At 41.3% G+C, this 24,456-nt stretch carries 24 protein-coding genes and 1 tRNA gene; 12 read left to right on the forward strand and 13 right to left on the reverse strand.

The features are described from left to right. Positions 1-84 precede the first annotated feature (84 nt). The gene (locus AC4CU2_RS04395) at positions 85-1,011 is read left to right on the forward strand and encodes a DUF808 domain-containing protein (protein ID WP_004695578.1); all 927 of its coding nucleotides are present in this window, start codon (positions 85-87) and stop codon (positions 1,009-1,011) included. Positions 1,012-1,052: 41 nt separating this feature from the next. Continuing rightward, a complete protein-coding gene (gene ypfJ / locus AC4CU2_RS04400; RefSeq protein WP_436904961.1) occupies positions 1,053-1,958 on the forward strand; it encodes a KPN_02809 family neutral zinc metallopeptidase in 906 nt (301 codons plus the stop codon). Positions 1,959-2,011: 53 nt separating this feature from the next. Here ypfJ and AC4CU2_RS04405 read toward each other — a convergent pair whose 3' ends face one another. Further along, entirely contained in the window at positions 2,012-2,569 is a 558-nt protein-coding gene (locus AC4CU2_RS04405) for a hypothetical protein (RefSeq protein ID WP_490753216.1), read from the reverse strand. A 223-nt stretch (positions 2,570-2,792) separates the two neighbouring features. Here AC4CU2_RS04405 and AC4CU2_RS04410 point away from each other — a divergent pair, with 223 nt between their 5' ends. Both AC4CU2_RS04410 and AC4CU2_RS04415 read left to right on the forward strand, forming a co-directional pair. After that, complete coding sequence (locus tag AC4CU2_RS04410) at positions 2,793-4,292, forward strand: cation:proton antiporter (RefSeq protein WP_078388592.1); 1,500 nt, start codon at positions 2,793-2,795, stop codon at positions 4,290-4,292. Between the two features lie 114 nt (positions 4,293-4,406). After that, positions 4,407-4,730: an MGMT family protein gene (locus tag AC4CU2_RS04415; RefSeq protein ID WP_125279993.1), complete on the forward strand. Its 324-nt coding sequence runs from the start codon at positions 4,407-4,409 to the stop codon at positions 4,728-4,730. Between the two features lie 43 nt (positions 4,731-4,773). Here the strand turns inward: AC4CU2_RS04415 and AC4CU2_RS04420 are convergent, their stop codons facing one another. After that, entirely contained in the window at positions 4,774-5,214 is a 441-nt protein-coding gene (locus AC4CU2_RS04420) for a universal stress protein (protein ID WP_490768340.1), read from the reverse strand. Positions 5,215-5,724: 510 nt separating this feature from the next. Between AC4CU2_RS04420 and AC4CU2_RS04425 the strand changes: the two genes are divergently transcribed. After that, on the forward strand, positions 5,725-6,528 hold the full coding sequence (locus tag AC4CU2_RS04425) for a hypothetical protein (RefSeq protein ID WP_151836778.1): 804 nt from the start codon (positions 5,725-5,727) through the stop codon (positions 6,526-6,528). A 34-nt stretch (positions 6,529-6,562) separates the two neighbouring features. Here AC4CU2_RS04425 and AC4CU2_RS04430 read toward each other — a convergent pair whose 3' ends face one another. From AC4CU2_RS04430 to carA, 4 genes are all read right to left on the reverse strand, one after another. After that, complete coding sequence (locus tag AC4CU2_RS04430; RefSeq protein WP_151836779.1) at positions 6,563-7,180, reverse strand: CatB-related O-acetyltransferase; 618 nt, start codon at positions 7,178-7,180, stop codon at positions 6,563-6,565. 212 nt (positions 7,181-7,392) lie between these two features. Beyond that, complete coding sequence (gene greA, locus AC4CU2_RS04435; protein WP_005400425.1) at positions 7,393-7,869, reverse strand: transcription elongation factor GreA; 477 nt, start codon at positions 7,867-7,869, stop codon at positions 7,393-7,395. A 93-nt stretch (positions 7,870-7,962) separates the two neighbouring features. Next, positions 7,963-11,196, reverse strand: coding sequence for a carbamoyl-phosphate synthase large subunit (gene carB, locus AC4CU2_RS04440; protein ID WP_078425325.1), 3,234 nt, complete (start codon positions 11,194-11,196; stop codon positions 7,963-7,965). Positions 11,197-11,210: 14 nt separating this feature from the next. Then, on the reverse strand, positions 11,211-12,353 hold the full coding sequence (carA, locus tag AC4CU2_RS04445; protein ID WP_004695603.1) for a glutamine-hydrolyzing carbamoyl-phosphate synthase small subunit: 1,143 nt from the start codon (positions 12,351-12,353) through the stop codon (positions 11,211-11,213). A gap of 307 nt (positions 12,354-12,660) precedes the next feature. On the opposite strand from carA, the gene AC4CU2_RS04450 reads away from it, so the two are divergent. Then, positions 12,661-13,107 (forward strand): hypothetical protein, encoded by a 447-nt coding sequence (locus AC4CU2_RS04450; protein ID WP_004982703.1) that lies wholly within the window; start codon positions 12,661-12,663, stop codon positions 13,105-13,107. A gap of 73 nt (positions 13,108-13,180) precedes the next feature. On the opposite strand, the gene AC4CU2_RS04455 is transcribed toward AC4CU2_RS04450, so the two are convergent. Beyond that, the gene (locus AC4CU2_RS04455; protein ID WP_004695605.1) at positions 13,181-13,720 is read right to left on the reverse strand and encodes a DOMON-like domain-containing protein; all 540 of its coding nucleotides are present in this window, start codon (positions 13,718-13,720) and stop codon (positions 13,181-13,183) included. 12 nt (positions 13,721-13,732) lie between these two features. Next, positions 13,733-14,056 (reverse strand): ribosome assembly RNA-binding protein YhbY, encoded by a 324-nt coding sequence (gene yhbY, locus AC4CU2_RS04460; protein WP_004695606.1) that lies wholly within the window; start codon positions 14,054-14,056, stop codon positions 13,733-13,735. Between the two features lie 194 nt (positions 14,057-14,250). Here yhbY and rlmE point away from each other — a divergent pair, with 194 nt between their 5' ends. The 4 genes from rlmE (at position 14,251) to AC4CU2_RS04480 (ending at position 18,385) form a co-directional block, all read left to right on the forward strand. After that, entirely contained in the window at positions 14,251-14,901 is a 651-nt protein-coding gene (gene rlmE, locus AC4CU2_RS04465; protein ID WP_004695608.1) for a 23S rRNA (uridine(2552)-2'-O)-methyltransferase RlmE, read from the forward strand. Positions 14,902-15,033: 132 nt separating this feature from the next. Then, entirely contained in the window at positions 15,034-16,926 is a 1,893-nt protein-coding gene (gene ftsH, locus AC4CU2_RS04470) for an ATP-dependent zinc metalloprotease FtsH (protein WP_159127305.1), read from the forward strand. Between the two features lie 135 nt (positions 16,927-17,061). After that, complete coding sequence (gene folP / locus AC4CU2_RS04475) at positions 17,062-17,913, forward strand: dihydropteroate synthase (protein ID WP_317112233.1); 852 nt, start codon at positions 17,062-17,064, stop codon at positions 17,911-17,913. 160 nt (positions 17,914-18,073) lie between these two features. Further along, entirely contained in the window at positions 18,074-18,385 is a 312-nt protein-coding gene (locus AC4CU2_RS04480) for a DUF5713 family protein (protein ID WP_004982696.1), read from the forward strand. 54 nt (positions 18,386-18,439) lie between these two features. Here AC4CU2_RS04480 and AC4CU2_RS04485 read toward each other — a convergent pair whose 3' ends face one another. Beyond that, the gene (locus AC4CU2_RS04485; protein ID WP_078425328.1) at positions 18,440-18,808 is read right to left on the reverse strand and encodes a hypothetical protein; all 369 of its coding nucleotides are present in this window, start codon (positions 18,806-18,808) and stop codon (positions 18,440-18,442) included. Between the two features lie 97 nt (positions 18,809-18,905). Next, a tRNA-Leu gene (locus AC4CU2_RS04490) sits at positions 18,906-18,991 on the reverse strand. A 213-nt stretch (positions 18,992-19,204) separates the two neighbouring features. On the opposite strand from AC4CU2_RS04490, the gene AC4CU2_RS04495 reads away from it, so the two are divergent. After that, positions 19,205-20,974 (forward strand): alkaline phosphatase D family protein, encoded by a 1,770-nt coding sequence (locus AC4CU2_RS04495; RefSeq protein ID WP_490768341.1) that lies wholly within the window; start codon positions 19,205-19,207, stop codon positions 20,972-20,974. Between the two features lie 38 nt (positions 20,975-21,012). On the opposite strand, the gene AC4CU2_RS04500 is transcribed toward AC4CU2_RS04495, so the two are convergent. Further along, positions 21,013-21,741 carry a hypothetical protein gene (locus AC4CU2_RS04500; protein ID WP_490768342.1) on the reverse strand — a complete coding sequence of 243 codons (729 nt, stop codon included), beginning with the start codon at positions 21,739-21,741 and terminating at the stop codon, positions 21,013-21,015. Between the two features lie 174 nt (positions 21,742-21,915). Between AC4CU2_RS04500 and AC4CU2_RS04505 the strand changes: the two genes are divergently transcribed. Further along, the gene (locus tag AC4CU2_RS04505; protein WP_078388601.1) at positions 21,916-22,428 is read left to right on the forward strand and encodes a hypothetical protein; all 513 of its coding nucleotides are present in this window, start codon (positions 21,916-21,918) and stop codon (positions 22,426-22,428) included. Positions 22,429-22,476: 48 nt separating this feature from the next. Here the strand turns inward: AC4CU2_RS04505 and AC4CU2_RS04510 are convergent, their stop codons facing one another. After that, positions 22,477-22,761, reverse strand: a complete 285-nt coding sequence (locus AC4CU2_RS04510; RefSeq protein ID WP_004695618.1) for a hypothetical protein — start codon at positions 22,759-22,761, stop codon at positions 22,477-22,479. Positions 22,762-22,882: 121 nt separating this feature from the next. Then, complete coding sequence (locus AC4CU2_RS04515) at positions 22,883-24,223, reverse strand: CitMHS family transporter (protein WP_078388602.1); 1,341 nt, start codon at positions 24,221-24,223, stop codon at positions 22,883-22,885. Between the last annotated feature and the right edge of the window lie 233 nt (positions 24,224-24,456).

Consider the following 24,456-nt stretch of genomic DNA (forward strand, 5'->3'; position numbering starts at 1 on the left):
AATCAGTTAAATTTCAAAAAACAAATATTCAAAAGCTTAGATCACAGATTAAAATGTCAAAATTCTCAAGATGGATAAAAATAAATGGCGAGTAGCTTATTAATATTACTAGATGATATTGCCACGATATTAGATGACGTTGCAGTCATGAGTAAAATGGCGGCAAAAAAAACGGCGGGTGTTTTGGGGGATGACTTAGCACTCAATGCACAACAGGTCAGTGGGGTTCGTACTGACCGTGAGCTGCCTGTGGTTTGGGCTGTGGCAAAAGGCTCTTTTGTTAATAAATTGATTTTAGTCCCTGCCGCGCTGTTGATTAGTGTGGTTGCACCGTGGCTGATCACGCCACTGTTAATGATTGGTGGTTTATTTCTATGCTATGAAGGGGTAGAAAAAGTCCTGCACAGTTTGCATCACAAAAAAGCCAAAACCGAAGAAGAAGCCAGCCAAGAATTAACTGCGATTGAAACCGATATGGCGACTTTTGAAAAAGATAAAGTCAAAGGGGCGATTCGTACCGACTTTATTTTGTCGGCAGAAATTGTAGTGATTTCACTGGGGACTGTGGCTGCCGCAACTTTTTCAACCAAAGTTATGGTGTTGTCTGTGATTGCCATTTTAATGACCGTCGGTGTGTATGGTTTTGTGGCGATGATTGTCAAAATTGATGATTTAGGGCTGTATCTAACTCAGCAAGCCTCTTCATTTAAGCAAACTATTGGCCGTGGTTTATTGGCTTTTGCACCAAAACTGATGAAGACCTTAACCATCGTAGGCACTATCGCGATGTTTTTAGTGGGTGGTGGCATTATTTCCCACGGCGTGCCTTTATTGCATCATTTCACGGAAGGTTCAGTGGATTATGCTGAACATATTCCAACTGTGGGAAGCATTGTGGGGGCATTAACCCCAACACTGATTAACTTAGTGATTGGTTTTGTGGCTGGTTTGATTGTATTGGCTATTGTGAGCTTGATTAAAAAAGTTTGGCCGAGCTCAAAAAAGGCATAAACTGGATCGGGTCAGCATGTATTAGAAGAAGGAAGAGTGCTATGCGTTGGAAGGGACGTCGTGTCAGTAGCAATGTCGAGGATCGTCGAGGTGGTGGCGGTGTCAAGGCGGGTGGCATCAGTATTTTGGGGCTGATCGTGGCCTTTGTGGCATGGAAGTTTCTAGGTGTCGATCCGCAGCAAGCCTACCAAGCCACTAAACAAGTGACCGCACAAACTGGAGCGGCAGAAACCCAAGGTTTGGATAACCCAACGCCTGATCAGCAGGAAGCGATGGACTTTGTCGGTACTGTACTGGCCGATACTGAAGACACATGGAGTCAAATTTTCCAACAGCAATTGGGACAACAATATGTTCCACCGAAGTTGGTGATGTTTTCAGGGGGGATCAATTCGGGTTGTGGTACTGCTCAGTCTGCAATGGGGCCGTTTTACTGTCCAGCAGATCAGAAGGTGTATATCGACACCGCTTTCTTTAAAGACATGCGGACTCAAATGGGTATTGGCGGTGAGCAAAACCAAACGGAGTTAGCGCGCCAAGATCAAGCGGGTGACTTTGCTCAGGCTTATGTGGTGGCACATGAGGTTGGACATCATATTCAAACCATTTTAGGTATTTCTGAACAAGTGCAAAAGGCTCGTGCACAGGGCTCAAAAGCGCAAGGCAATGCTTTATCGGTACGCCAAGAGTTACAGGCTGATTGTTTAGCGGGGGTATGGGCGCATCATAACAATCAACGGACTCAGTTCTTAGAGCAAGGCGATGTTGAAGAAGCGATGGATGCGGCACATAAGATTGGTGATGATTACCTACAAAAGCGGGCAACAGGCCAAGTGGTCCCTGATAGCTTTACCCATGGAACCAGCCAACAGCGTATGACATGGTTTGGCACGGGCTTTAAATCGGGTCAAGTTGAAAGTTGCGATACCTTTAATCAAGCCATTTAAGCTATAAAAAAAGAGGCGATTGATCGCCTCTTTTTTATTTCAAGCAATTCATTCTAGCGGTTTAAGAACTGCTTAAAGTTTCGAGCAATACGGACACTCACATATAACGCAATACAGGCAAATAACAACACCCCAAACACCACATACTTTAAGTTGCTCATATCCGCACGGTAAAACTGTTGAATTTGTTCAGGCGTATAACGCAATGTTTTAACATCTTGTGTGCGTGTATCGAGATAACTGACTTGCTGAATATAGTTAAACTGACCTGCTTTGAGTAGTTCAATTGACTGAATTTGGCGGGTATGTTGTTCGTTGTAATCATCCACACAAATGTCAGTTAAATAATGATCACAGCTGAGTTTGGCGATATAACCCTGATTGGCCACATGCAAATAAATATGATCATCGGGAGCTTTATTGTTTGAAAGTAGAACCAGTGTTTGATCGGGACGAGAGTTCATTTTAAAACTTTGAGCTGCGGCGAAAGTTTGCTCAGCTTGTAAAATTTCTTTGGTTTTTGCAAAGCAGGTCAGAAACAACGCAAAGGTGGTCATGAAAATAATCAGTGCGAAGAACATCCGAAAGATGGTTTTAAAAGTGAATTGCATAGGAGATCAAACTTGGCCAAAGGGAAAGTTCACGCATAAAAAACATGCATATGTCTTATGTTAATTCATCATCAGGAGAAATGTTAAAAAAATTATTTTTTTCGGGCGTTGATGTGAAAAATGATTAAAATATTTCGAGCATCAATGTGTATGAAATGAACTTTTATTCCATATATCAGCACCGAAAGCCGCCGTCTCCCCAACCGCCCAATTTGGAAGTTCAATGGGAAATTATTTTTTTCTACAAGTTTTTACCGTTATTTTTGCATTATCCATTGCAACGACTATTTTTAATAAACGTATTTTAGGTTTTCCCCAAGCCATTGGCGTACCCATCGTTTCTGCCATTTTTGTCTTTATTTTACAGTGGGGCGCGAGCCTGCTGAGTGGTAATCAGTTTATTACCATCAATATTCACAACATTGAAGAAGCGGTTCGTCACATCGACTTTTATGACTTTTTAATCAATGGTGTGATTTGCTTCATTTTGACCTCTTCGGCACTGAAGTTCAAAGTCTCAGACTTACGTAGTTACTGGAAGCCGATCAGCATTTTAGCCAGTATTGCACTGGTGCTGTGCGCCGTGTTTTTTGGGGTGGTGCTCTACGGTTATCAGTTCATTATTGGACAACATGTCGATTTATTGGTGCTTTTGCTATTGGGGGCTGCATTGGGTGCAACGGATCCGATTGGGATCAAAGGCGTACTTAGTTCGGTACGTGCGCCACATCATTTAATGGTCAAGCTCGAAGGTGAATCACTGTTTAATGATGCCATGTGTATTGCCTTATTCATGACGCTCTTAAATGTCTTACAAGGTGAAAATTTTACTGTCATGGGTGTGTTGCAGACCTTACTCTATGAAATTTTTGTCGCCGTCATTATTGGTTGGGCCTTTGGTTTAGGGATCTTGCGACTGCTGCGTGGTAAGCACGAAATGGAGTCTCTCATTTTGACCACAGCACTCTTGGCCTGCGGTTCGTACTTGGTTGCACTGTTTGCTCATGCTTCAGCACCGATTGCTTGCGTCATCGGTGGTTTAATTGTGGGGAACAAGTGGAAAGAAATTTTACAAGAGCGCGAGATACGGGAAGTAAACCATTTTTGGCATACGGTTGAAGGGATTATTAACTCGTTCTTATTCACCTTAATTGGTTTGGAACTGTTTATTTTAGATCTCAGCTTTAGTCTAATTTTTGGTGGCATCATCGCGTTTATTATTCTGCATGCTTCACGTTTTGCAGCGAACTATTTATCTTTTGCCTTTTTTCCCTCTTTCCGTAAGAAAAGTTATAACGGAAGTTTGGCGATTTTGTCATGGGGGGGAGTGCGTGGAGGGATCTCCTTAGCATTGATCTTAGCGGTAGCTAACGTGCCTGAGTTAAGTGAATACAGCAGTATTTTGATTGGTTATACTTTTATCGCCGTGTTGCTTTCAGGCATGGTCTGCGGTCTAGGATTACCTGCTGTAATGAATGCGTTTTACTACAATCCGAATGAAGAAAAGACGGGTTTTAAAGGTTGGTATCAACGTCTGTGTAATAAAATGAACCGTAAAGGTTTCAAGTACATTATTGGTGAAGATGCACAGGGCTATGAAACCATTATTGTCTATCAACCTGAAGCATTGATTGATGTTAAAGCAGATGATGGCATTGCTGCGGTGCATAACCCTGAGCGAGTTCAGGAAGTGAAACGGCTGGAAAGTCCTGATAATTTTTAGTGATTTGCTCAATCAAGAAGCCCCTGTATTGGGGCTTTTTAGAATGAATGAGCTGGTTTATTTGAATCAAATAATGATGTCATTATGGAATACTTAGAATAGGGCACATTTGAAATGGCAGAATCGATAGTCAAAGAACTAGCCCCGATGATTTTTCAGGTGATCGCTCAGATTCCTTATGGGCGGGTAGCCAGTTATGGACAAATTGCACGTTTAGCAGGTATTCCCAAACATGCACGTTTAGTAGGCTATGTGCTAAAACATATGGATGCAGACAGTAGTTTGCCTTGGTATCGGGTAATCAACTCCCAAGGAAAAATTAGCCTAAGTAAACTGAATGATCAGGGACAGAACATTCAAGCACAGTTACTTCTGGCGGAAGGTATTTTAGTGATTGGGGACAAAGTGAAAATGAAAGAGTTCCAGTGGGATATTTAAAATAGAAATGCTCTACCTCCGTAGAAGTAGAGCACTCGATGTATTACTGACGAACAACTAAAACTGGAATGTGCGCTTCACCTAAAACACTTTGTGCAACACTGCCTAGGAATAAACGTTTTAAACCTGTACGGCCATGAGAGCCAATGACAATGAGGTCTGCTTTAGATGTTTCTGCTTCTTTGATAATTTCACGGTGCACCACCTGACCTTCAAGTAGTTTTGCTTCAACAGGAATGCCCAGATCGCTAAATTTAGCCGCAGCTTCCTCTAGCGTTTTCAAAACTGAAGTACGTGCACGTTCAATTAAGTCATTGGTTTGAGTTGCAGAAATGTATTCGGCAGCAATGTAAGGGTCAAGTGCAAGTACTTGAACGACTGTAATTTTTCCGCCAAATACTTTAGCAAGTTCAGCCGCCTGAGCAACTGCTGCATATGATGTTTCTGAACCGTCTACAGGGACTAAAATGTTTTGGTATGCCATGGTTGTTTCTCCTTATTATCAACTGATTATACGTGCAGATTTCTGTTCCAATGTATCACGGGTTAAATACAGCTTATACCTTGATATTAGCTGTATTTTTTAAAGAATAAAACCTAGTAAATTCATATGGATATTTGCATATGAAATGCTAATTTCTCACTTCTAAATTAGCACAAAAGCGTGTGAATAATAATCAATTTAACACTAAAGTTGAATGTAAATGTAGCGTTTAAGAAACATAGGCTTTGTCTAAAAAATAGCTTATATTTATGAACAACTTACTATTTTATAAATACGATGACAGATACGAATCAACTGAATTGGCAACGGACAAATTTAGAGAATGTTGAAATGTTTGTTAAGCTATTTTAAATTTTTCGAATGGTTATATTTAAAGAATAATAAGTAGTTGAATTTTAATGATAATGATAGAAAATACAACAATATATTTTAGTAACTTATTAGATGTTAAGCATTAGGTAGCTAAATATTTACCAACTAAGGCAACTCATGATTTTAGATTTTCTCAGAAAACCACTTACAGTCGTAGATTTTTTAGTCTTACTATTATTGTCACCAGTAATTATTAGTATTGTGATCTTTATTGCCATAATTTTAGAACCTAGTGATATTCCAAGTATAAAAGATCAGCCTTACGAGTGTGGGAGATTTGGTGATCAACAAATGAAGATCGATCGAAATTATCTATTTTTTGCAAGAGTTGAATACCAAGATGTGAACTATTGGGGTAAGAATGTTAGAGAACAGCATAATATCAAAGGATGCGATGATCAGATTCAAAATGCTAGTTTTGACGTCAAATGGCCTGAAATGGAGCCATCAGATGGATTTCAGTTGGATTCAAAAAATGTAAATAACATCACAGTAGCACTCAATCAGCGGACTATATGGCCAGAAGAACAAGAGAGCAAAGGCTTTTTTGATTCAATTGCTAGTTTAAAACTCTACTTAAGAGATATAGCAACACATGAAGAGATGAGCGCAAAAGAGATCAATGAAAAAAAAGTATTTAACCTAAATCTTGGACTCTACCAAATAGATGTTAGAGGAATCGGGCGGGTTTCTCAAAGAGTTTTTTGGCAAGAAGTTGAGGGGAAAGGAGTGGATGCCATTATCAATTGCTATTACTTTCAAAGTGAAAATACAAGTTGTGAATTAAGTTATCATGTACCAAATTATGGATTCAATACGAGCTATATAACGATCTATTTTCATGCAGAATTGCTTCCGCATTGGCAAGAAATACAACAAGATTCTTTTAAAATGATCGATTCTTTCCGGGTGAGGGTATAACAAGAAGAATGAGATGCTATCTCACAACAGATGTTTAATTCAGGTGTTCAATGAGTTGAGTAACATCACTCGTCTGTAACTGCTCACGCATTTTTAAAATCTGCTTTTCATCTAAGTCGTATAATTTAAGGGAAAGCAGTTTTTCTATATCTGCTTCGGGAAAGCGATGCTTAATAATCTTGGCAGGTACACCACCCACAACGGCATAGGGTGGAACATCTTTGGTCACGACAGCGCCTGTTGCCACTACTGCGCCTTCACCTAACTGCACACCTTGCATAATCATGGCACGTGAACCAATCCAACAGCCATCCCCAATGATGGTATTACCTGCGGGCACAAAACTACGTGTATCAAAGGGAAAAGCTGAAATCCAGTCAGTACGATGTAGTTGGTTACCTCCCATCATAATGACGCATTCTGCGCCAAAACAAACGAAGTTACCGATATAGAGCTGATCAATCGGTTTGTCGGTTGTAGAAGGCTTATCATGTAAATAACGCACGACACAACGTTCAAAACCTTGATCCCAATACGCTGAGTAGTAAGAGTAATTCCCTTTAATATGAATGTTCGGATTCTTCACGGTTTTAGAGATGAACTCAAACTCACACCAGTGTTTGACAGGCGAATTAATCAGTGGTTCAGACATATAATGATAATATTGCAGGGTGTAAGGAATTATAACAAATAAAAGTCTTGCTTTGAAAAAGAGAGGGAAAAGGATTCCTTAAATCTATCTCATTCTTAGAGTGAAATTTCCCACGTGCATAAGAAGAGAGCAAAGGAGAAGTATTTGGGAAAATACAAAAACAAAAAACCCCTCAATCGAGGGGTTCTTACAGCCGTAAATATCAAAGAAACTTAGATATATGCAACTTTTACAATTTCGTATTCAACTTCACCCTGTGGGGTTTGAATTTTTGCTTCATCGCCTTCGCTTTTACCCAAAAGGCCACGTGCGATAGGAGAGTTCACTGAAATTTTATTGATTTTAAAATCAGCTTCGTCGTCACCAACGATCATATAGGTCTTTTGTTCTTCGGTGTCTAAGTTTTCGATAGTGACTGTCACCCCAAAAACCACACGACCGTTCTGTTCAAGTTCTTTGACATCGATAACTTGAGCCGCACCCAATTTACCTTCGATGTCTTGAACACGACCTTCACAGAAACCTTGTTGCTCACGCGCAGCATGGTATTCCGCATTTTCTTTTAAATCCCCGTGCTCACGTGCTTCAGCAATTGCCGCAATAATACGTGGACGTTCAATACTTTTTAATTGATGTAATTCTTTCTCTAAGGCTAATTTGCCTTGGGGAGTCATAGGATAACGTTGCATTGTTGTCCCTCAAGTCTGTGAGTGTAAAAAATATAGGTTTATAAATGAAAAAAGCCCGCCACCGAGAGGTGACGGGACTTCTCGGCAAACGAATTAACCTACAGTTTGTAAATCTTGCAAACGGTATACATCCATTGGCAATTGAATTGCAAAAGCTTGGCATACAGCATCAGCACCGTTCAAGGTCGTAGTGTTATACACTTTCGCTTGAAGCGCTGAACGACGAATCGAGAACGAATCTTGTTGAGCTTGTTTGCCTTCAGTTGTATTGATAATGAGGTGAACTTCGCCATTTTTCAAGCGGTCCACGATATTAGGACGGCCTTCAGTGACTTTATTTACACGTTCACACTCAATACCTGCAGCTTTAATGAACTCATAAGTACCGCCAGTCGCAAGTACTTTGAAGCCAAAGCCTACCAGTTGCTTCGCAATACCAACAGCACGAGGTTTGTCTGAATCACGCACAGAGATAAATGCATGCTTCACTTCACCTTCTGTTGGAAGACCTGGTAAACGCTCGTTTGCACCTAAAACAGCTTTGTAGAATGCTTCACCAAAAGTTTTACCCACACCCATCACTTCGCCTGTAGATTTCATCTCAGGGCCAAGAATTGGGTCAACACCAGGGAACTTATTGAAAGGGAATACTGCTTCTTTTACTGAGAAATATGTAGGGATAATTTCTTTCGTGAATCCTTGAGATTCTAAAGATTGACCCGCCATACAACGTGCAGCAACTTTCGCTAATGATTCACCGATACATTTAGAAACGAACGGTACAGTACGTGATGCACGTGGATTCACTTCTAAGATGTAAACGTCAGTGCCTTTTACAGCAAACTGTACGTTCATCAAACCAATTACGCCAAGCTCTTTCGCCATAGCAATGGTTTGACGACGCATATCATCCTGAACTTCTTGAGATAAAGAGTACGGAGGAATAGAACATGCTGAGTCACCTGAGTGAATGCCTGCTTGTTCGATATGCTGCATGATACCGCCGATCACAACGTCTTTACCGTCAGATACGCAGTCTACGTCAACTTCAATTGCATCATCTAAGAAACGGTCAAGAAGAACAGGTGCTTCATTTGATGCTTGTACCGCATCACGTAAGTAGCGCTTAAGTTCGTCGTCGTTGTATACGATTTCCATCGCACGACCACCGAGTACATAAGAAGGACGTACCACAAGTGGGTAGCCGACTTTCGATGCTTCAGCCATACCTTCTTCAGCAGATTTTACAATGCTGTTGTTTGGCTGACGAAGTTGTAGACGTTGAATCATTTGTTGGAAACGTTCACGGTCTTCTGCGCGGTCAATCGCATCCGGTGATGTACCGATAATTGGCGCACCTGCTTCTTCTAAAGCACGAGCCAATTTAAGCGGAGTTTGACCACCGTACTGCACGATAATGCCTTTTGGCTTTTCAGTACGTACGATTTCAAGTACATCTTCCAAAGTGATTGGTTCGAAGTACAAGCGATCTGAAGTGTCGTAATCTGTTGAAACTGTTTCAGGGTTACAGTTCACCATGATGGTCTCAAAACCATCTTCACGCATTGCAAGCGCCGCGTGTACACAGCAGTAATCGAATTCGATCCCTTGACCAATACGGTTAGGGCCACCACCGATCACCATGATCTTATCTTTATCAGATGGGTTTGATTCACACTCATCATCGTAAGTTGAGTACATGTAGGCAGTGTCAGATTCGAATTCTGCTGCACAAGTATCCACACGTTTGTAAACTGGAGTCACGCCCAAGTTCCAACGGTGCTTACGGAATTGTTTTTGTGAAATACCCATCAAGTTCGCGATGCGAAGGTCAGATAAACCTTTACGTTTGAACGAACGGATGTTGTCTGCGTTTAGATCACCAAAACCTAAAGTTTTGATTTCATTTTCAGTTTTGATGATGTCTTCGATTTGGATCAAGAACCATTTATCGATTTTCGTCGCTTGGAACACGTCTTCTAAGGTGAAACCATGACGGAATGCATCGGCTACATACCAAATACGCTCTGGACCCGGAACTTTAAGTTCTACCAAGATCTTTTCTTTCGCGCCTTCAGTACCTACAGCGATTTTTTCATCAAAACCACACGCACCAACTTCAAGACCACGAAGCGCTTTGTTTACAGACTCTTGGAAGTTACGACCAATCGCCATCACTTCACCCACAGACTTCATCTGTGTGGTCAGTGTTGCGTCTGCTTGTGGGAATTTTTCAAAGTTGAAACGTGGAATTTTTGTTACCACGTAGTCAATTGCAGGTTCGAACGAAGCAGGAGTTGTTCCACCCGTGATGTCATTTTTTAATTCATCAAGGGTATAACCAACTGCTAGTTTCGCAGCGATTTTTGCAATTGGGAAACCAGTTGCTTTTGATGCAAGGGCAGATGAACGCGATACACGTGGGTTCATCTCGATGATCACCATACGGCCAGTATCTGGACAGATACCGAACTGAACGTTAGAACCACCTGTTTCCACACCAATTTCACGAAGAACTGCTAAAGATGCATTACGCATCAATTGATATTCTTTGTCTGTCAATGTTTGCGCAGGAGCAACAGTGATTGAGTCACCTGTGTGCACGCCCATTGGGTCAAAGTTTTCGATCGCACAAACGATAATACAGTTGTCGTTTTTGTCACGAACAACTTCCATCTCGTATTCTTTCCAACCAATTAAAGATTCATCAATCAATAATTGTTTGGTTGGAGAAAGATCGAAACCGCGTTCACAGATTTCAAGGAATTCTTCTTTGTTATAAGCGATACCGCCACCTGAACCACCCATCGTGAATGACGGACGGATAATCACAGGGAAGCCGAAGCGTGCTTGAATCTCTAAAGCTTCTTCCATGTTTTCAGCAATCGCAGCTTTTGGACATTCAAGACCAATTTTACGCATTGCTTCATCAAACAGTTTACGGTCTTCAGCTTTTTCAATTGCTTCTTTGGTCGCACCGATCAATTCAACATTGTATTTTTCTAAAATACCGTTGGCATCAAGTGCAAGTGCACAGTTCAATGCTGTTTGACCACCCATTGTAGGAAGGACAGCATCTGGACGCTCTTTTTCAATGATTTGTGCAACAGTCTGCCAAGTGATTGGCTCGATATATGTTGCGTCTGCCATCGCAGGGTCGGTCATAATGGTGGCTGGGTTAGAGTTCACCAAAATAACACGGTAGCCTTCTTCACGAAGAGCCTTACACGCTTGCGCACCTGAGTAGTCAAACTCACATGCCTGTCCGATGACAATCGGACCTGCACCAATAATTAAGATACTTTTAATGTCTGTACGTTTAGCCATGATCGCTTCCTTAATTACTTCTTAGATGCTTCGATAAGTTCGATGAAATGATCGAACAATGGTGCGCAGTCATGCGGACCAGGGCTTGCTTCAGGGTGACCTTGGAAGCTGAACGCTGGTTTGTCTGTACGATGAATCCCTTGAAGAGTTTGATCGAACAAAGACTTGTGCGTAGCTTTCAAGTTTGCAGGAAGTGTTTCTGCATCCACTGCGAAGCCGTGGTTTTGAGAAGTAATCATCACTGTGCCTGTTTCCATGTTTTGAACAGGGTGGTTAGCACCGTGGTGGCCATGCGGCATTTTCACCGTTTTTGCACCTGAGGCAAGTGCAAGAATTTGGTGACCCAAGCAAATACCAAAGACGGGTAGGTTGCGAGCGTCTTCTACAATTGTTTTTACAGCTTCAATTGCGTAGTCACATGCAGCTGGATCGCCAGGGCCGTTCGATAAGAACACGCCATCTGGATTCAATGCAAGCACGTCAGCAGCAGGAGTTTGTGCAGGCACGACAGTGAGTTTACAACCGCGGTCTGCAAGCATACGTAAGATGTTGGTTTTGACACCGTAGTCGTATGCAACAACATGGAATTTAAGTTCAGGTTGTGTGAAGCCTTTGCCTAATACCCAAGAACCTTCTGTCCATTCGAAACCAGTTGGGTCACAGCATTCTTTCGCTAGGTCTAAACCATTTAAACCACCGAATGCGCGTGCTTTTTCTAAAGCCTGCTCTTCAGTAATATTTTCACCAGCAAGGATGCAACCATTTTGCGCACCTTTGTCACGCAAAATACGGGTTAATTTACGCGTATCAATATCTGCAATTGCGACAACATTATGTTCTTTTAAGTATTCGCCTAAAGATTGCGTTGATCGGAAGTTGCTATGCAATAAAGGTAGGTCACGAATGATTAATCCGTTGGCCCACACTTTATGAATTCGACCTGACTCAGCGTCTTCATCATTACAACCTGTGTTACCGATATGAGGGTAAGTTAAAGTCACAAGTTGCTGTGCATAACTCGGGTCAGTCAAAATTTCTTGATAGCCAGTCATGGCAGTGTTGAAAACGACTTCACCAGTCGTACTACCCGATGCACCAATAGACGTTCCTTTAAAGATCGTACCATCGGCAAGGGCTAAAATTGCTGGGGTGCTCAAACCAAAGCTCCTGAAATTTAGGCTGTAAAAAAGCGAGTAGACGAAAAAAAGGAAGGCTATCTAAAAACCTACCCTCCCTATGTCTGCTCGCTTGAACTTAACATGGCACTATACGCAACTTCACTAACAAAGTCCATGCCAATAAGATGGAATTAACAAGATAAAGTGCTTTTATTTTGTAGCGGATACTGTTTCTAAGTTTTGTAAAGAAAAATGTAACAACAAATAATTGTCTAACAAATCAAAATCTAAATTTTATCGAATCACGCTAAGCTGTCGCTGTGTATATAACAACAGGAATAACATCATGACTGAACAAGACAAAGTGACCAAACCAAAGCCAGCGTTGAAAGAAGTTGTTGCAGAAAGCACTGAAAAGCTTGAGCAAGTGGCGAAAGAAGCAACAGAGCAGGTCACTGAAGCGGTAGTTGAAAGCAAAGAAAAGCTTGAAGCTGAAGCGAAGCAGTTAAATGCCAGTGTGCAAGAGCAACTCCGCCAGTTTAAACAAGATCTTTTACTGCGCTTAGAAACCATTAAAGGGCAGTTATCGAACTCTCAAAAAGACTTAACTGAACTAAAAGAGTTTGTTAAAACTGAGTTTACGGCTGTTTTAGATGACTTGACCAAACTAGGTAAAGAGTTAAAAGGTGATGTCAGCGAAATTTCAGTAAAACATAAAGATCAGTTGACTGAAACGTTTAAACGTTCAAAAGAACACACCTTAGATGCGTGGAATAAAGTTTCAAACAAATAATCTAGCTGTACGAGGCTCAAGATTAAGTGCATAAAAAAGTGAGGTCATAGCCTCACTTTTTTATTGATCTGGATTAAAACTGATGCAACCAATCACGTTTATTGTGAAAGTCAGCTTGTTGACCACTATGCTGCATGGCATAGAACTGTTGACCTTGTGATGTATTCAACACAGCTGATAGACCTAGATATAGGTCAGCCCATTTGAGTTTGTGTTGCAGCATAAATTCAGTCAGATCAATGCTGACATTTAAACCATAGTGGGTGCGCTTCAATTGATTGAGTTCAATATCATAAGCGACCTGTGGCGGCATATCTTCAGGATAGCGATATTCCTCAAACTGATAAGCCTGCCAAGCTTGCGAAGGGGAGAGATTGATCTCGCGATAATAATCTTCGCCTTTTACCCCGATAAAGACTTCAAAACAGGTGTTTTCCCATAAAAAGTCTTGACGAGGATTTGCATTCACGACTTCAGGCCAGTGCATGTACAAATTGGGATCGCGTAACCAAAAGCCGATATTGAGAGCATATGGGCTTTGTTGTTCAATCGCACCAACAAGCGAAATAGCTTGAAAGCGACGATCAAATGCACTGAGTTCGTAACTTGCCATAAAAAACTACAATTATTTTGCTGCGTGAGCGAAACGAACTAAATTAGACAATTTGGCATTTTGTTTCGCCGCTTTTTTGTAAAGCAATGCAATTTTACCAATGGTCTGTACAATTTCTGCACCTGTAGTTGAGGCAATTTCTGCAATGATTGCAGCGCGCTCTTCACGGTCTTCACCCGCGACTTTGACTTTAATCAATTCGTGGTCGTTTAAAGCACGTAAAATTTCTTCAACGACATTTTCAGTCAGACCTGAACCGCCAAGCATTACTACAGGGTTTAAAGCATGACCGATTTGACGCAAACGCTTGCGTTCCTGAATGGATAAAGTCGCCATAAAGATAACCTAATTTTAAAAACGGCTTAGTATAACAAACTGCGAAATTAAACGCTTTATATTCTGTGGAAATAATCGATTTAGATAATAGAAAAAAACAACTAAAACCCAAGATTTGGATACAGATGTATACTGCAAGCCTAGAGAATTTAACGTACAATTAAGTTTAAGAAATTTTAATGTTTTAGAGAGATATGGCAACACGCATTACCAACCAAAAGTTATCCAAAAGTAGCCGTGCGTGGATGAGAGAGCACCTTGATGACCATTTTGTGAAAAAAGCGCAAAAAGAAGGTTATCGAGCACGTGCAGCTTATAAGTTACTTGAAATTCAAGAAAAATATAACATCATTCGTCCTGGCATGACCGTGGTTGACTTGGGTGCTGCACCTGGAAGTTGGTCACAAATTGCAGGAAAGCTGGTCGGTGATCGAGGATTAGTGGTTGCATCTGACATTTTGGAAATGGATGCACTTCCAGATGTGACCTTCTTGCAAGGTGACTTCCGTGAGCAAGAAGTATTCGATAAATTGTTAAATATTTTAGATGGACGTAAAGTAGACGTTGTAATTTCAGATATGGCCCCCAATACTTCAGGTAACAAGGCTGTAGATCAACCTCGCCAGATTTACCTCTGTGAATTGGCCATCGATTTTGCTACGAAAGTGCTCGGTCCAAATGGTCAATTTGTTGTAAAGGTATTCCAAGGTACAGGCTTTGACGAGTTCCGTAAGCAAGTAGTCGACAACTTTGATGTGTTAAAGACAGTAAAACCTGCTGCATCACGTGCCCGATCTAAGGAAGTATTCTTAGTTGGGCAAGGCCGTAAGAAGGCTTTCAAATAAAGTTTACTTGCCAAGTCGTTAAAAATTGTGCATTTTGTACCTTTTTATTATTTTGCGAAGCTGATCTTCAGCAGAAACTTTAAGGTCACCCGATAGGGCATGATCAAATTAGATTGATATGGGAATAAAGCTTTGAGCGATCTCTTCAAGAATGCCATATTGTGGCTAGTGATACTGGGCGTACTGATCCTTATTTTCAGTAATGTCAGTAGCAATGAAAAGCCGACAGCGATGAATTATTCAGAGTTTGTTGCTGCGGTGAATGCTGGTCAAATTAAGCAAGTGACAATTGATGGCGAACGAATTCATGGCCAAAAATCAAACGGTTCAGAGTTTGAAAGTATTCGTCCTGCGGTTCAAGACCCAGAGCTTATGCCTAATCTGATTAAAAATAACGTTGTCGTTGAAGGTACTGCACCTGCGCGCCAAGGTTTATTGATGCAACTTTTGATCGCAAGCTTCCCTGTACTTTTAATCATTTTGTTATTCATGTTCTTTATGCGCAACATGGGTGGCGGAGCAGGTGGTAAAAACGGTCCAATGAGTTTTGGTAAGTCAAAAGCAAAAATGTTGGCAGAAGACCAAATTAAAGTGACTTTTACCGACGTTGCTGGCTGTGATGAAGCAAAGCAAGAAGTTGTAGAAATTGTTGATTTCTTAAAAGACCCTTCAAAATTTAAACGTTTAGGTGCAACGATTCCTAAAGGCGTGTTAATGGTGGGTCCACCGGGTACAGGTAAAACTTTACTTGCAAAAGCAATTGCAGGTGAAGCGAAAGTACCATTCTTTAGTATTTCTGGTTCTGACTTTGTTGAAATGTTCGTGGGTGTGGGTGCATCACGTGTACGTGATATGTTCGAACAAGCCAAACGCCACGCGCCGTGTATCATCTTTATTGATGAGATTGATGCAGTGGGTCGTCATCGTGGGTCGGGTACTGGCGGTGGTCACGATGAGCGTGAACAAACCCTTAACCAAATGTTGGTGGAAATGGATGGCTTTGAAGGCAATGAAGGTATTATCGTCATTGCTGCAACAAACCGTGCCGATGTACTGGATAAGGCTTTACTTCGTCCGGGTCGTTTTGACCGCCAAGTAATGGTTGGCTTACCAGACATTAAAGGTCGTGAGCAAATTTTAAATGTTCACATGAAGAAATTGCCTTCAGTGACTGGTGTCGATGTACAAGTGCTTGCACGTGGTACACCGGGCTTCTCGGGTGCACAATTGGCGAACCTTGTGAACGAAGCTGCATTATTTGCTGCGCGTCGGAACAAGAACACTGTTGATATGCATGATTTTGAAGATGCAAAAGACAAGTTGTACATGGGCCCTGAACGTAAGTCGATGGTGATTCGTGAAGAAGAGCGTCGTGCAACAGCGTACCATGAAGCTGGTCATGCGATTGTGGCTGAAATTCTACCGGGTACAGACCCTGTACATAAAGTGACTATTATGCCGCGTGGTTGGGCGTTGGGTGTAACATGGCAGTTGCCTGAACATGACCAAACCAGCCACTATAAAGACAAAATGTTGAATGAACTTTCAATTTTGTTTGGTGGTCGTATTGCCGAAGAAATCTTTATCAACCAAATGTCGACAGGTGCTTCAAACGACTTTGAACGTGCAACTAAAATGGCACGTGCGATGGTGACCAAGTACGGTATGTCTGACAAACTGGGTGTAATGGTGTATGAAGATGATTCTCAGCAATCATTCATGGGCAGCATTGGTAGTCGTACGATTTCTGAAGCAACACAGCAACAAGTAGATGCTGAAGTTCGTCGTATCATCGATGAGCAATACCATGTAGCGCGCAATATCTTGGAAAACAATAAAGAGATTGCTCATGCGATGGTGAAAGCTTTGATGGAATGGGAAACGATTGATCGCGAGCAAATTCGTGACATTATGGAAGGTCGTGAGCCACAACCACCAAAAGTATATGTTGCAGAAAATCCTGTGATGGATGTAACTCCAACGGATGGTCCAAGTACACCACCACCATTACCATCTGCAACTTAATTTTTAAAAGTTAAAATAAAAAACCACCTTCGGGTGGTTTTTTATTGCGCAGATTTTCCACTGCCGATGAAGAAAAATAGGCACTTAAAAGTGGGAACGCGTTAAGATAATGTAAGTTGAACTGGAGAATATCACATGCAATTGATGGCTTTGCCGAAGAAAATCCTACGTTGTGGTGAGCTATCACTCGATCTGTCGGTACCGCATGTGATGGGTATTTTAAATGTGACGCCAGACTCGTTCAGTGATGGTGGCAAACATAATGGCAAAGCACAAGCGCTTGCGCATGTTCAGCAAATGATTGCGGATGGGGCTACAGTCATCGATGTTGGGGGTGAATCTACACGTCCAGGTGCATCTGTTGTTGAGGTTGAAGAAGAGATTCGTCGTGTCGTCCCAGTGGTGGAAGCTTTGGCTGAACTTGATGTAGTCATTTCGATTGATACCTCTCAACCTGAAGTAATTCAAGCTGCGGTCGCAGCAGGCGCACATATCTGGAATGATGTGAGAGCATTAACACGCCCGAATGCTTTAGAGATGGCAGCTGAACTGAATATTCCAGTGATCATCATGCATATGCGTGGTGAACCAACCACCATGAATAGTTTAGATCAATATGATAATGTCACTTTAGATGTGATGGCTGAGCTTTCCCAGCGTGTGGCGGATGCACTCAAGGCAGGTGTCAAAGCTGAAAATATCATGATTGATCCGGGTTTTGGCTTTGCTAAAAATGCAAAGCAGAACCTTAAGCTTTTAAACGAATTCCATCAGCTGAATCAGCTCGGGTATCCCATCTTGTCCGCATTGTCACGGAAGCGCTTTATCGGCGAAGCCTTAGGTGGGGCAGATGCAGGCCAGCGGGCCGTGGGTTCTGTAGCGGGACATTTGCTGAGTATTCAACAAGGCGCGTGTATGGTACGCACCCATGATGTCAAAGCCATGAGTGATGCGATCAAGGTTTGGCAAGCGATGAATCTTGCTTAATGGGGCGGCGGAATGCTGGGCTAATGATTTAATTTGAAAATTTGATCTATATTAGATTGTTAGACTGGCAGCATCTTCAGATGCTGCTTTTTTATTTGGTGATTTGTTCGGTTTATGTTATACAGACTCGTTTTTTAAGTTTCTCGTTTTGAGTGCCTGTATGTTTGCAGATTTACTTCTCCCTATGTTTGATGATGAATATTATCCCGATATTCTTGTTGCTGAAGTGAAGCAGCATGTTGAGACTTTTGCTAAAAAAATTGTAAAAGCAAAATCTGAGGGTGATATCTATCAATATGCCAATGCCACAGTAGCTGAAATTAATGAAATGAAGCCGCATTTTGAAGATCTAGATTCATCATTAGATGATTCTGCTGCCGATTTTATTGCTGAAGCGATGATGATGGTGGTGCAAGATGCTGGGTTTATGGATATTGAAATGGAAGAATTGGTGGTGAACAGAGAGTGGTGAGTCACTCTCTCATTTCAAGTTCTGTTGGTTTTGCTTTAGAAACAGAGTTTGCTGTTACAACTCATCTAAAAGATCGGTGAGATGACAGCTTTGCTTTAAATGCTCATCTCCAATCGCATCGACTGTCATCAGGTATTCGCCTTCGACCATTTCAGCATTTGCATTGAGATTCAGCCAAAATTTTGGATGCTTTTTCATGAGCTCACGAATATGTTGCTCATCTTTAGTGTGATTAAAGCTTAATTTAAAATGAGCATCTACTGATTTACACGCATGTAAATAGAGTTGACGGTCTTTTTCAATAATCGTGCCTGCAAACAAGTCATAAAACGTATCGCTATCTGTTTGCTGCGAGGTGGGGTTTGCATGGCTGACGTTTGAAAAAATTAGGCATAAGATGATAATAAGAGTGTTCTTTTTCATATTGTGATTGTTATGTGCTTCGAGGCATAAATTATAGACATAAAAAAACCAGCATATCGCTGGATTTTTTATTGCACCATCTTAATTAGCTTAAGAATGGTGCCCGAGGCCAGACTCGAACTGGCACGCTTTGTGGGCGGGGGATTTTAAATCCCCTGTGTCTACCGATTTCACCACTCGGGCATGAGCGCAATAATAGAGGACGAAATAAAAGTTGGCAAGTCTATTTGTGATTATTTGCTTTCTTTTCAATCAATTCAGCGGTTTATGTTTAAAAAATAGCAAAATTATCTGTGCTGCACTCGTTCAGGCTTCATAAAAATGTCATCGACTTGAGATATGGATGTCATCTTTTTCGCATAAATTTCAAGTCCATATCGTCTTTAGGCAATCCACATGACAAAAAAAATGAACCGCCGAGAACTTATTCAAAAAACTTTGGCAGGATTTGGTGCTTTATCTTTACCTATTTCACTAACCGCTTGTGGTGATGACGCCGATTCAAACACACAGCCCACTACGCAAGTGCAGTTTTTGCATGGGGTTGCCAGTGGTGATCCTTTACAAACTCAAGTTATCATTTGGACACGTGTAACACCGACGGACAGCAGTGCGCGTTTAGAGGTAGTGTGGGAAGTGGCAAAAGATGCAGACTTTAAACACATTACAGCAACTGGAAAGGTGCTGACCACGGCTGCACAAGATTTTACTGTGAAAGTGGATGTGACGGGACTGGCAGCAGGGCAAGTTTATTTCTACCGTTTTAAATCTGCGTCGACATATTCGATCACTGGGCAAACCAAAGCCTTGGCAACGCAAGTACAGTCGGTACAGTTTGCAGTGTGCTCATGTTCAAATTATCCAGCGGGCTATTTCCATGTTTATAAAGAAATGGCAAAACAGGATGTGGATGTTGTGGTTCATTTGGGGGATTACATTTACGAATATGGCATGGGGGGATATGCAACGGAAGAGGCTGTAGCGATGGGGCGTGCACTGGCGGATGATAATAGCTTAGAAATTATTCGCTTAGATGACTATCGCAAACGTTATGCTTTATACCGACTAGATGCAGATTTGCAGGCCGCGCATCAACGTCATCCTTTTATTGTGATTTGGGATGACCATGAACTCGCAAATGATACATGGGAAAAGGGTGCTGAAAATCATCAGTCAGATACTGAAGGCGATTTCCTTGAACGTAAACTTGCGGCACTGGCGGCCTATTTTGAGTGGATGCCAATCCGTCCGCTTTCTGAAAAAGATCATTTGAATATTTATCGCCAGTTTAACTTTGGTAATTTAGTGCAGTTAAATATGTTGGATACGCGTATTCTAGCGCGGAGTAAACAGTTAGATTATGCAGATTATTTAACCGCATCGGGTTTGGATGCTGTGCGCTTTACTACAGATATGCAAGACCCAAATCGAACGTTACTGGGGTTGAATCAACGCGCATGGTTAACACAGCAACTTGCGAGCTCTAAAGCCACATGGCAAGTTTTGGGTCAGCAGGTGTTGATGAGCAAAATGCTTGTTCCAGCCGAGATGTTACAAGTGCTCAGTGCAATCAGTAGCGGCGCGGTGACTCCAGATGTTTTGGCGCAGGTGAATCAACTCATTAAAGAATTGGTAGAAATAAAACTTCGTTACTTAAATCATGATCCATCTTTAACAGTAGAGCAATTGTCTCGTATTAAAACTGTGGTTCCTTACAATTTAGATGCATGGGATGGTTATGCGGTTGAAAGGGAGACGCTGTACGGCACACTGCAGTATTTAAATAAAAAAGTCGTGGTCTTGGCTGGAGATACCCATAATGCTTGGGCTTCGGACTTACACGATTTAACAGGGCAGTTTGTGGGTGTGGAGTTAGCGACAAGTTCAGTTTCCTCGCCAGGTATGGAAAAGTATTTGTCTATTCCAATACAACAACTCAAAGAGTTTGAGTCTGCTTTTACAACCTTGATTGATGAGCTGAGTTATTGCAATTTAAATCAACGCGGTTATTTGAAAGTCCATTTTACCGCAGAGCAAATACAGGCGGATTGGATATTTGTGGATACCATTAAGAACAAAGAATACATCGTTGATGAGACTCGCTCACATCAAGTAATATTAGATCCGACATTATTGCCAATCAGTGCGTTAAAGCAAACGGCATAAAATGACCTTAGAAAAACCGAGCATCATTGCTCGGTTTTTTATAATTTTTCATCGATATAGCTGTCGAGATCGATGTGCTTAATCTGTTTACAGTAAGCATGCTCATACTTCAGCAGTTGCACATACAAATCTGCTTCATGCCCCAGCTGGGTTTTACGTGCCTGATAATCTTCAGATTGATGAGAGCTAAAGCGTAATTGGAGTCGTGATTTGACCGTTTGCTTATAGGCCCAAAAACAGACACGTCTAAGTTGTTGTAACTGGTGATGTTCAACCGACTGGCTGTGGTCTCGAAATAAATTTTCTTTATAGAAGCGCACAAAACCAAAGTTTACACCAAAATAAAACAAGATCCACATCAGTAAACTGCTTTCAAGGAACATCAGATTTAGTCCACTTAAAAGAATCACGGCAGCGAGTTTGAAGGGCGCATGGCGTTGCAGCTGATACAAGGAGTTTGATGAATGTTTAATTTGCTTAATAACTAAAGGTAAGACCCACATCAGCACCAATAAAATACTGATAATGGCATAACTGTGACTTTGGAGCGGATCGAGATTCTCCAAGTGAGTTAAGTAAAAATCTTTCAGAATTAAGCTGATTGGAATAAAAATCATCACCGCCAAAACCCACGGAATAACTTCACGCTGGTCATCTAAAATACCGCGTGTTTTGATTTGACTATAAAGCAAGTAATTACGTTTAAATGCGGCAGGGTAAAGGGTCTCTAATTGTTGCAGTAACAGTTGAACTTGTTTGGATTGCATCGTCAAAAAAGAGCGTATGAGAAAAATAGCCTTTACTATAGTAGATTTGGAAGGGGGATGGCTCAAAAAAATACGTGAAACAGAATATTCACAGAGAAAAGCACAACAATTTCGCTTTTTCGCTCTGAATTATGCGAAAATGTCGAATTCAATTTTTTTGTCTAAGGGCAGTTCATGACTGATCATTCTCCTGAATCTTTAAGTGATATCGAAATTTTAGACATTTTGCAGTCTATGAAAGACGATGAGCTTGATACAGAGGCAAAAGAAGAGATTCTTAAGGGTGGTAAAGCGGGTCGTCAAGAAGCTCATAAACTTGCGATTGTGGCTTTGAACCAATCTTTTGAAAGTAAGTTTGTTGAAGCTGTAGCTTTGGCGTTGGGCCTGAATGAAGGTCAAGCCAAAAAAATTCGCTATAAGAAAGACCGCATCCGTATTTTAAAAGTACGTGGGATTGAATACATGGCGATTGATGGTGCGGAAACAGCACAAGTCTTGTCACAAGTTGCACAAGCAATTGTACGGGAAGATGCGACCGTGACTCATGATTTGCACAACATCTTCCCATTTTGGAAAGAAGGCTGGCCAATGGTTCAGTTTGACAGTGCATATAAAATTTTATCTGAAGATATTACCATTCACTATCAAGCAACTTTAGATAAATTGCTAGAATTGTATGGTCGTTAAGATCGCAGTCTCAAAAGCACCTTCGGGTGCTTTTTTTATGGGGCTATATTAGCTATGGAAAATCCAAGACAGTAATAAGCTGATGGGCCAAATGAACAGTCGCCACCATGTAATGAGTGGATTCCAGAAATATTGTCCAAAAGACAGAGTATCGTTAAAGCTGCGTTGCCCACGTTCATAAGCATAAGGTGTAATCCGCCATGCTAAAATCAGCAAAACAATCGCACTTACGATCAGAAGTGTGTGGCTGTATTGGGAAAAATAATAGTAAATCAGATAAAGCGCAGAATAAAAGAAAGTACACGCCAAAATAGCAGGCAATGAAAAAGACATAAGCTTGACTCTATTATATTGTTATATCAAGGCATTATAAATGAAAATACCCGATGTGATACATCGGGTATTTATCGGTTGTTGAGCTTAAGGTTCGTTATAACTCAGTATGAGTATTTGATTAACCCAGTGTTGAGTAAAGTGGGAAAATACCAAAGATCATCGCTGTAACCAGCATCACTAAACAAGTAATCACCGCCCACCTGATGGTAAATTCTTGGTGTTCACCAAAGTTAATTCCAGCCAATCCACAGAGTAAGTAAGTCGATGGAACCAATGGGGACAGTAAGTGTACAGGTTGACCAACAATCGATGCACGAGCCATTTCCACAGGAGTGATACCATAGTGTCCAGCGGCTTCAGAGAGTACAGGCAGTACACCAAAGTAGAAGGCATCATTCGACATAAAGAAGGTCAGTGGCATACTAATCACAGCCGTGATAGGTGCTAAATACGGCCCCATACTTTCTGGAATAATGGCAACCAGTTCTTGAGACATGGCTTCAACCATACCTGTACCCGATAAAATACCGGTAAAAATACCTGCCGCAAAGATAATCCCGACTACAGCTAAGGCACTGGCAGAGTGGTTACCAACCAAACGCTTTTGCATGTCTAGATCTGGATAGTTCACCACCAAGGCAATACACAGGGCAACCATGAACAGAATAGCCGCAGGTAAAATGCCCATTACTAAGCAGACCATCAAGACCAAAGTTAGTAGAGCGTTAAACCATCTTAAGTGGGCACGGTTGGCTTCAGGTTCTTGCGAAATCTGAATGCTGTCACCATGACTAATATCTAATTCCACAATACCAATGCGTTTACGCTCCATACGGCCATACATAAAGCCGAGGAAGTATAACCAGCCAATTGCAACGAGCATTGGTAAAATCATCGGAACAAAGACATCGTTTGGATCAACATGTAATGCCGTTGCAGCACGTGCCGTTGGTCCACCCCATGGCGTTAAGTTCATGATTCCGCTCGCAAGCATCATCAGACAAGCCATAATTAAAGGACTCATACCAATACGCTTATACAGCGGTAGCATTGCGGCAACACAGATCATATAAGTGGTTGAACCGTCACCATCCAAGGAAACAATTAAAGTCAGTGTAATGGTGCCGAGGGTCACTTTTAAAGGATCGCCTTTAACCTGCTTTAAAATCCACTTCACTGAAGGGTCGAATAGACCCGTGTCGATCATAATTGCAAAATAAAGGATTGCGAAAAGGAGCATTACGCCCGTAGGAGCGAGCTTTTTAATGCCTTCCATCATCATATTGCCAAGTTCAGCAATATCAAATCCAGCAAGGTTGTCAACAAAGAGACTTAAAACATAAGTAAGTAATGCAAAAATGATAGGGATTAAAGTTAAAGCAACAAGAGCGCTCAGTCGTTTGGACATGATTAAGTACATGAAGCACATAATCATGCCTAAACCTAAAATGGTCAGCATGGATCAATCCTTTGAACGTGTTAAGTCTGTTTATTCATCAAGTGACAGCGATAGTATGCAATTCAGCATGATTTTTAAATGCTCTTAAACATATGTGATTTTTCATTCTATTTTTCTAATAAATAATATATATCTGTAAAGTATGGTTAAGATACTTATTTTGTATAACTTCATATGGTTAAATCTGAAGCAAAAAAAACCTTGCAGTTGCAAGGTTTTAATTCAAGGCGATG

It is taken from the genome of Acinetobacter sp. 797_lipA, from assembly GCF_058243025.1.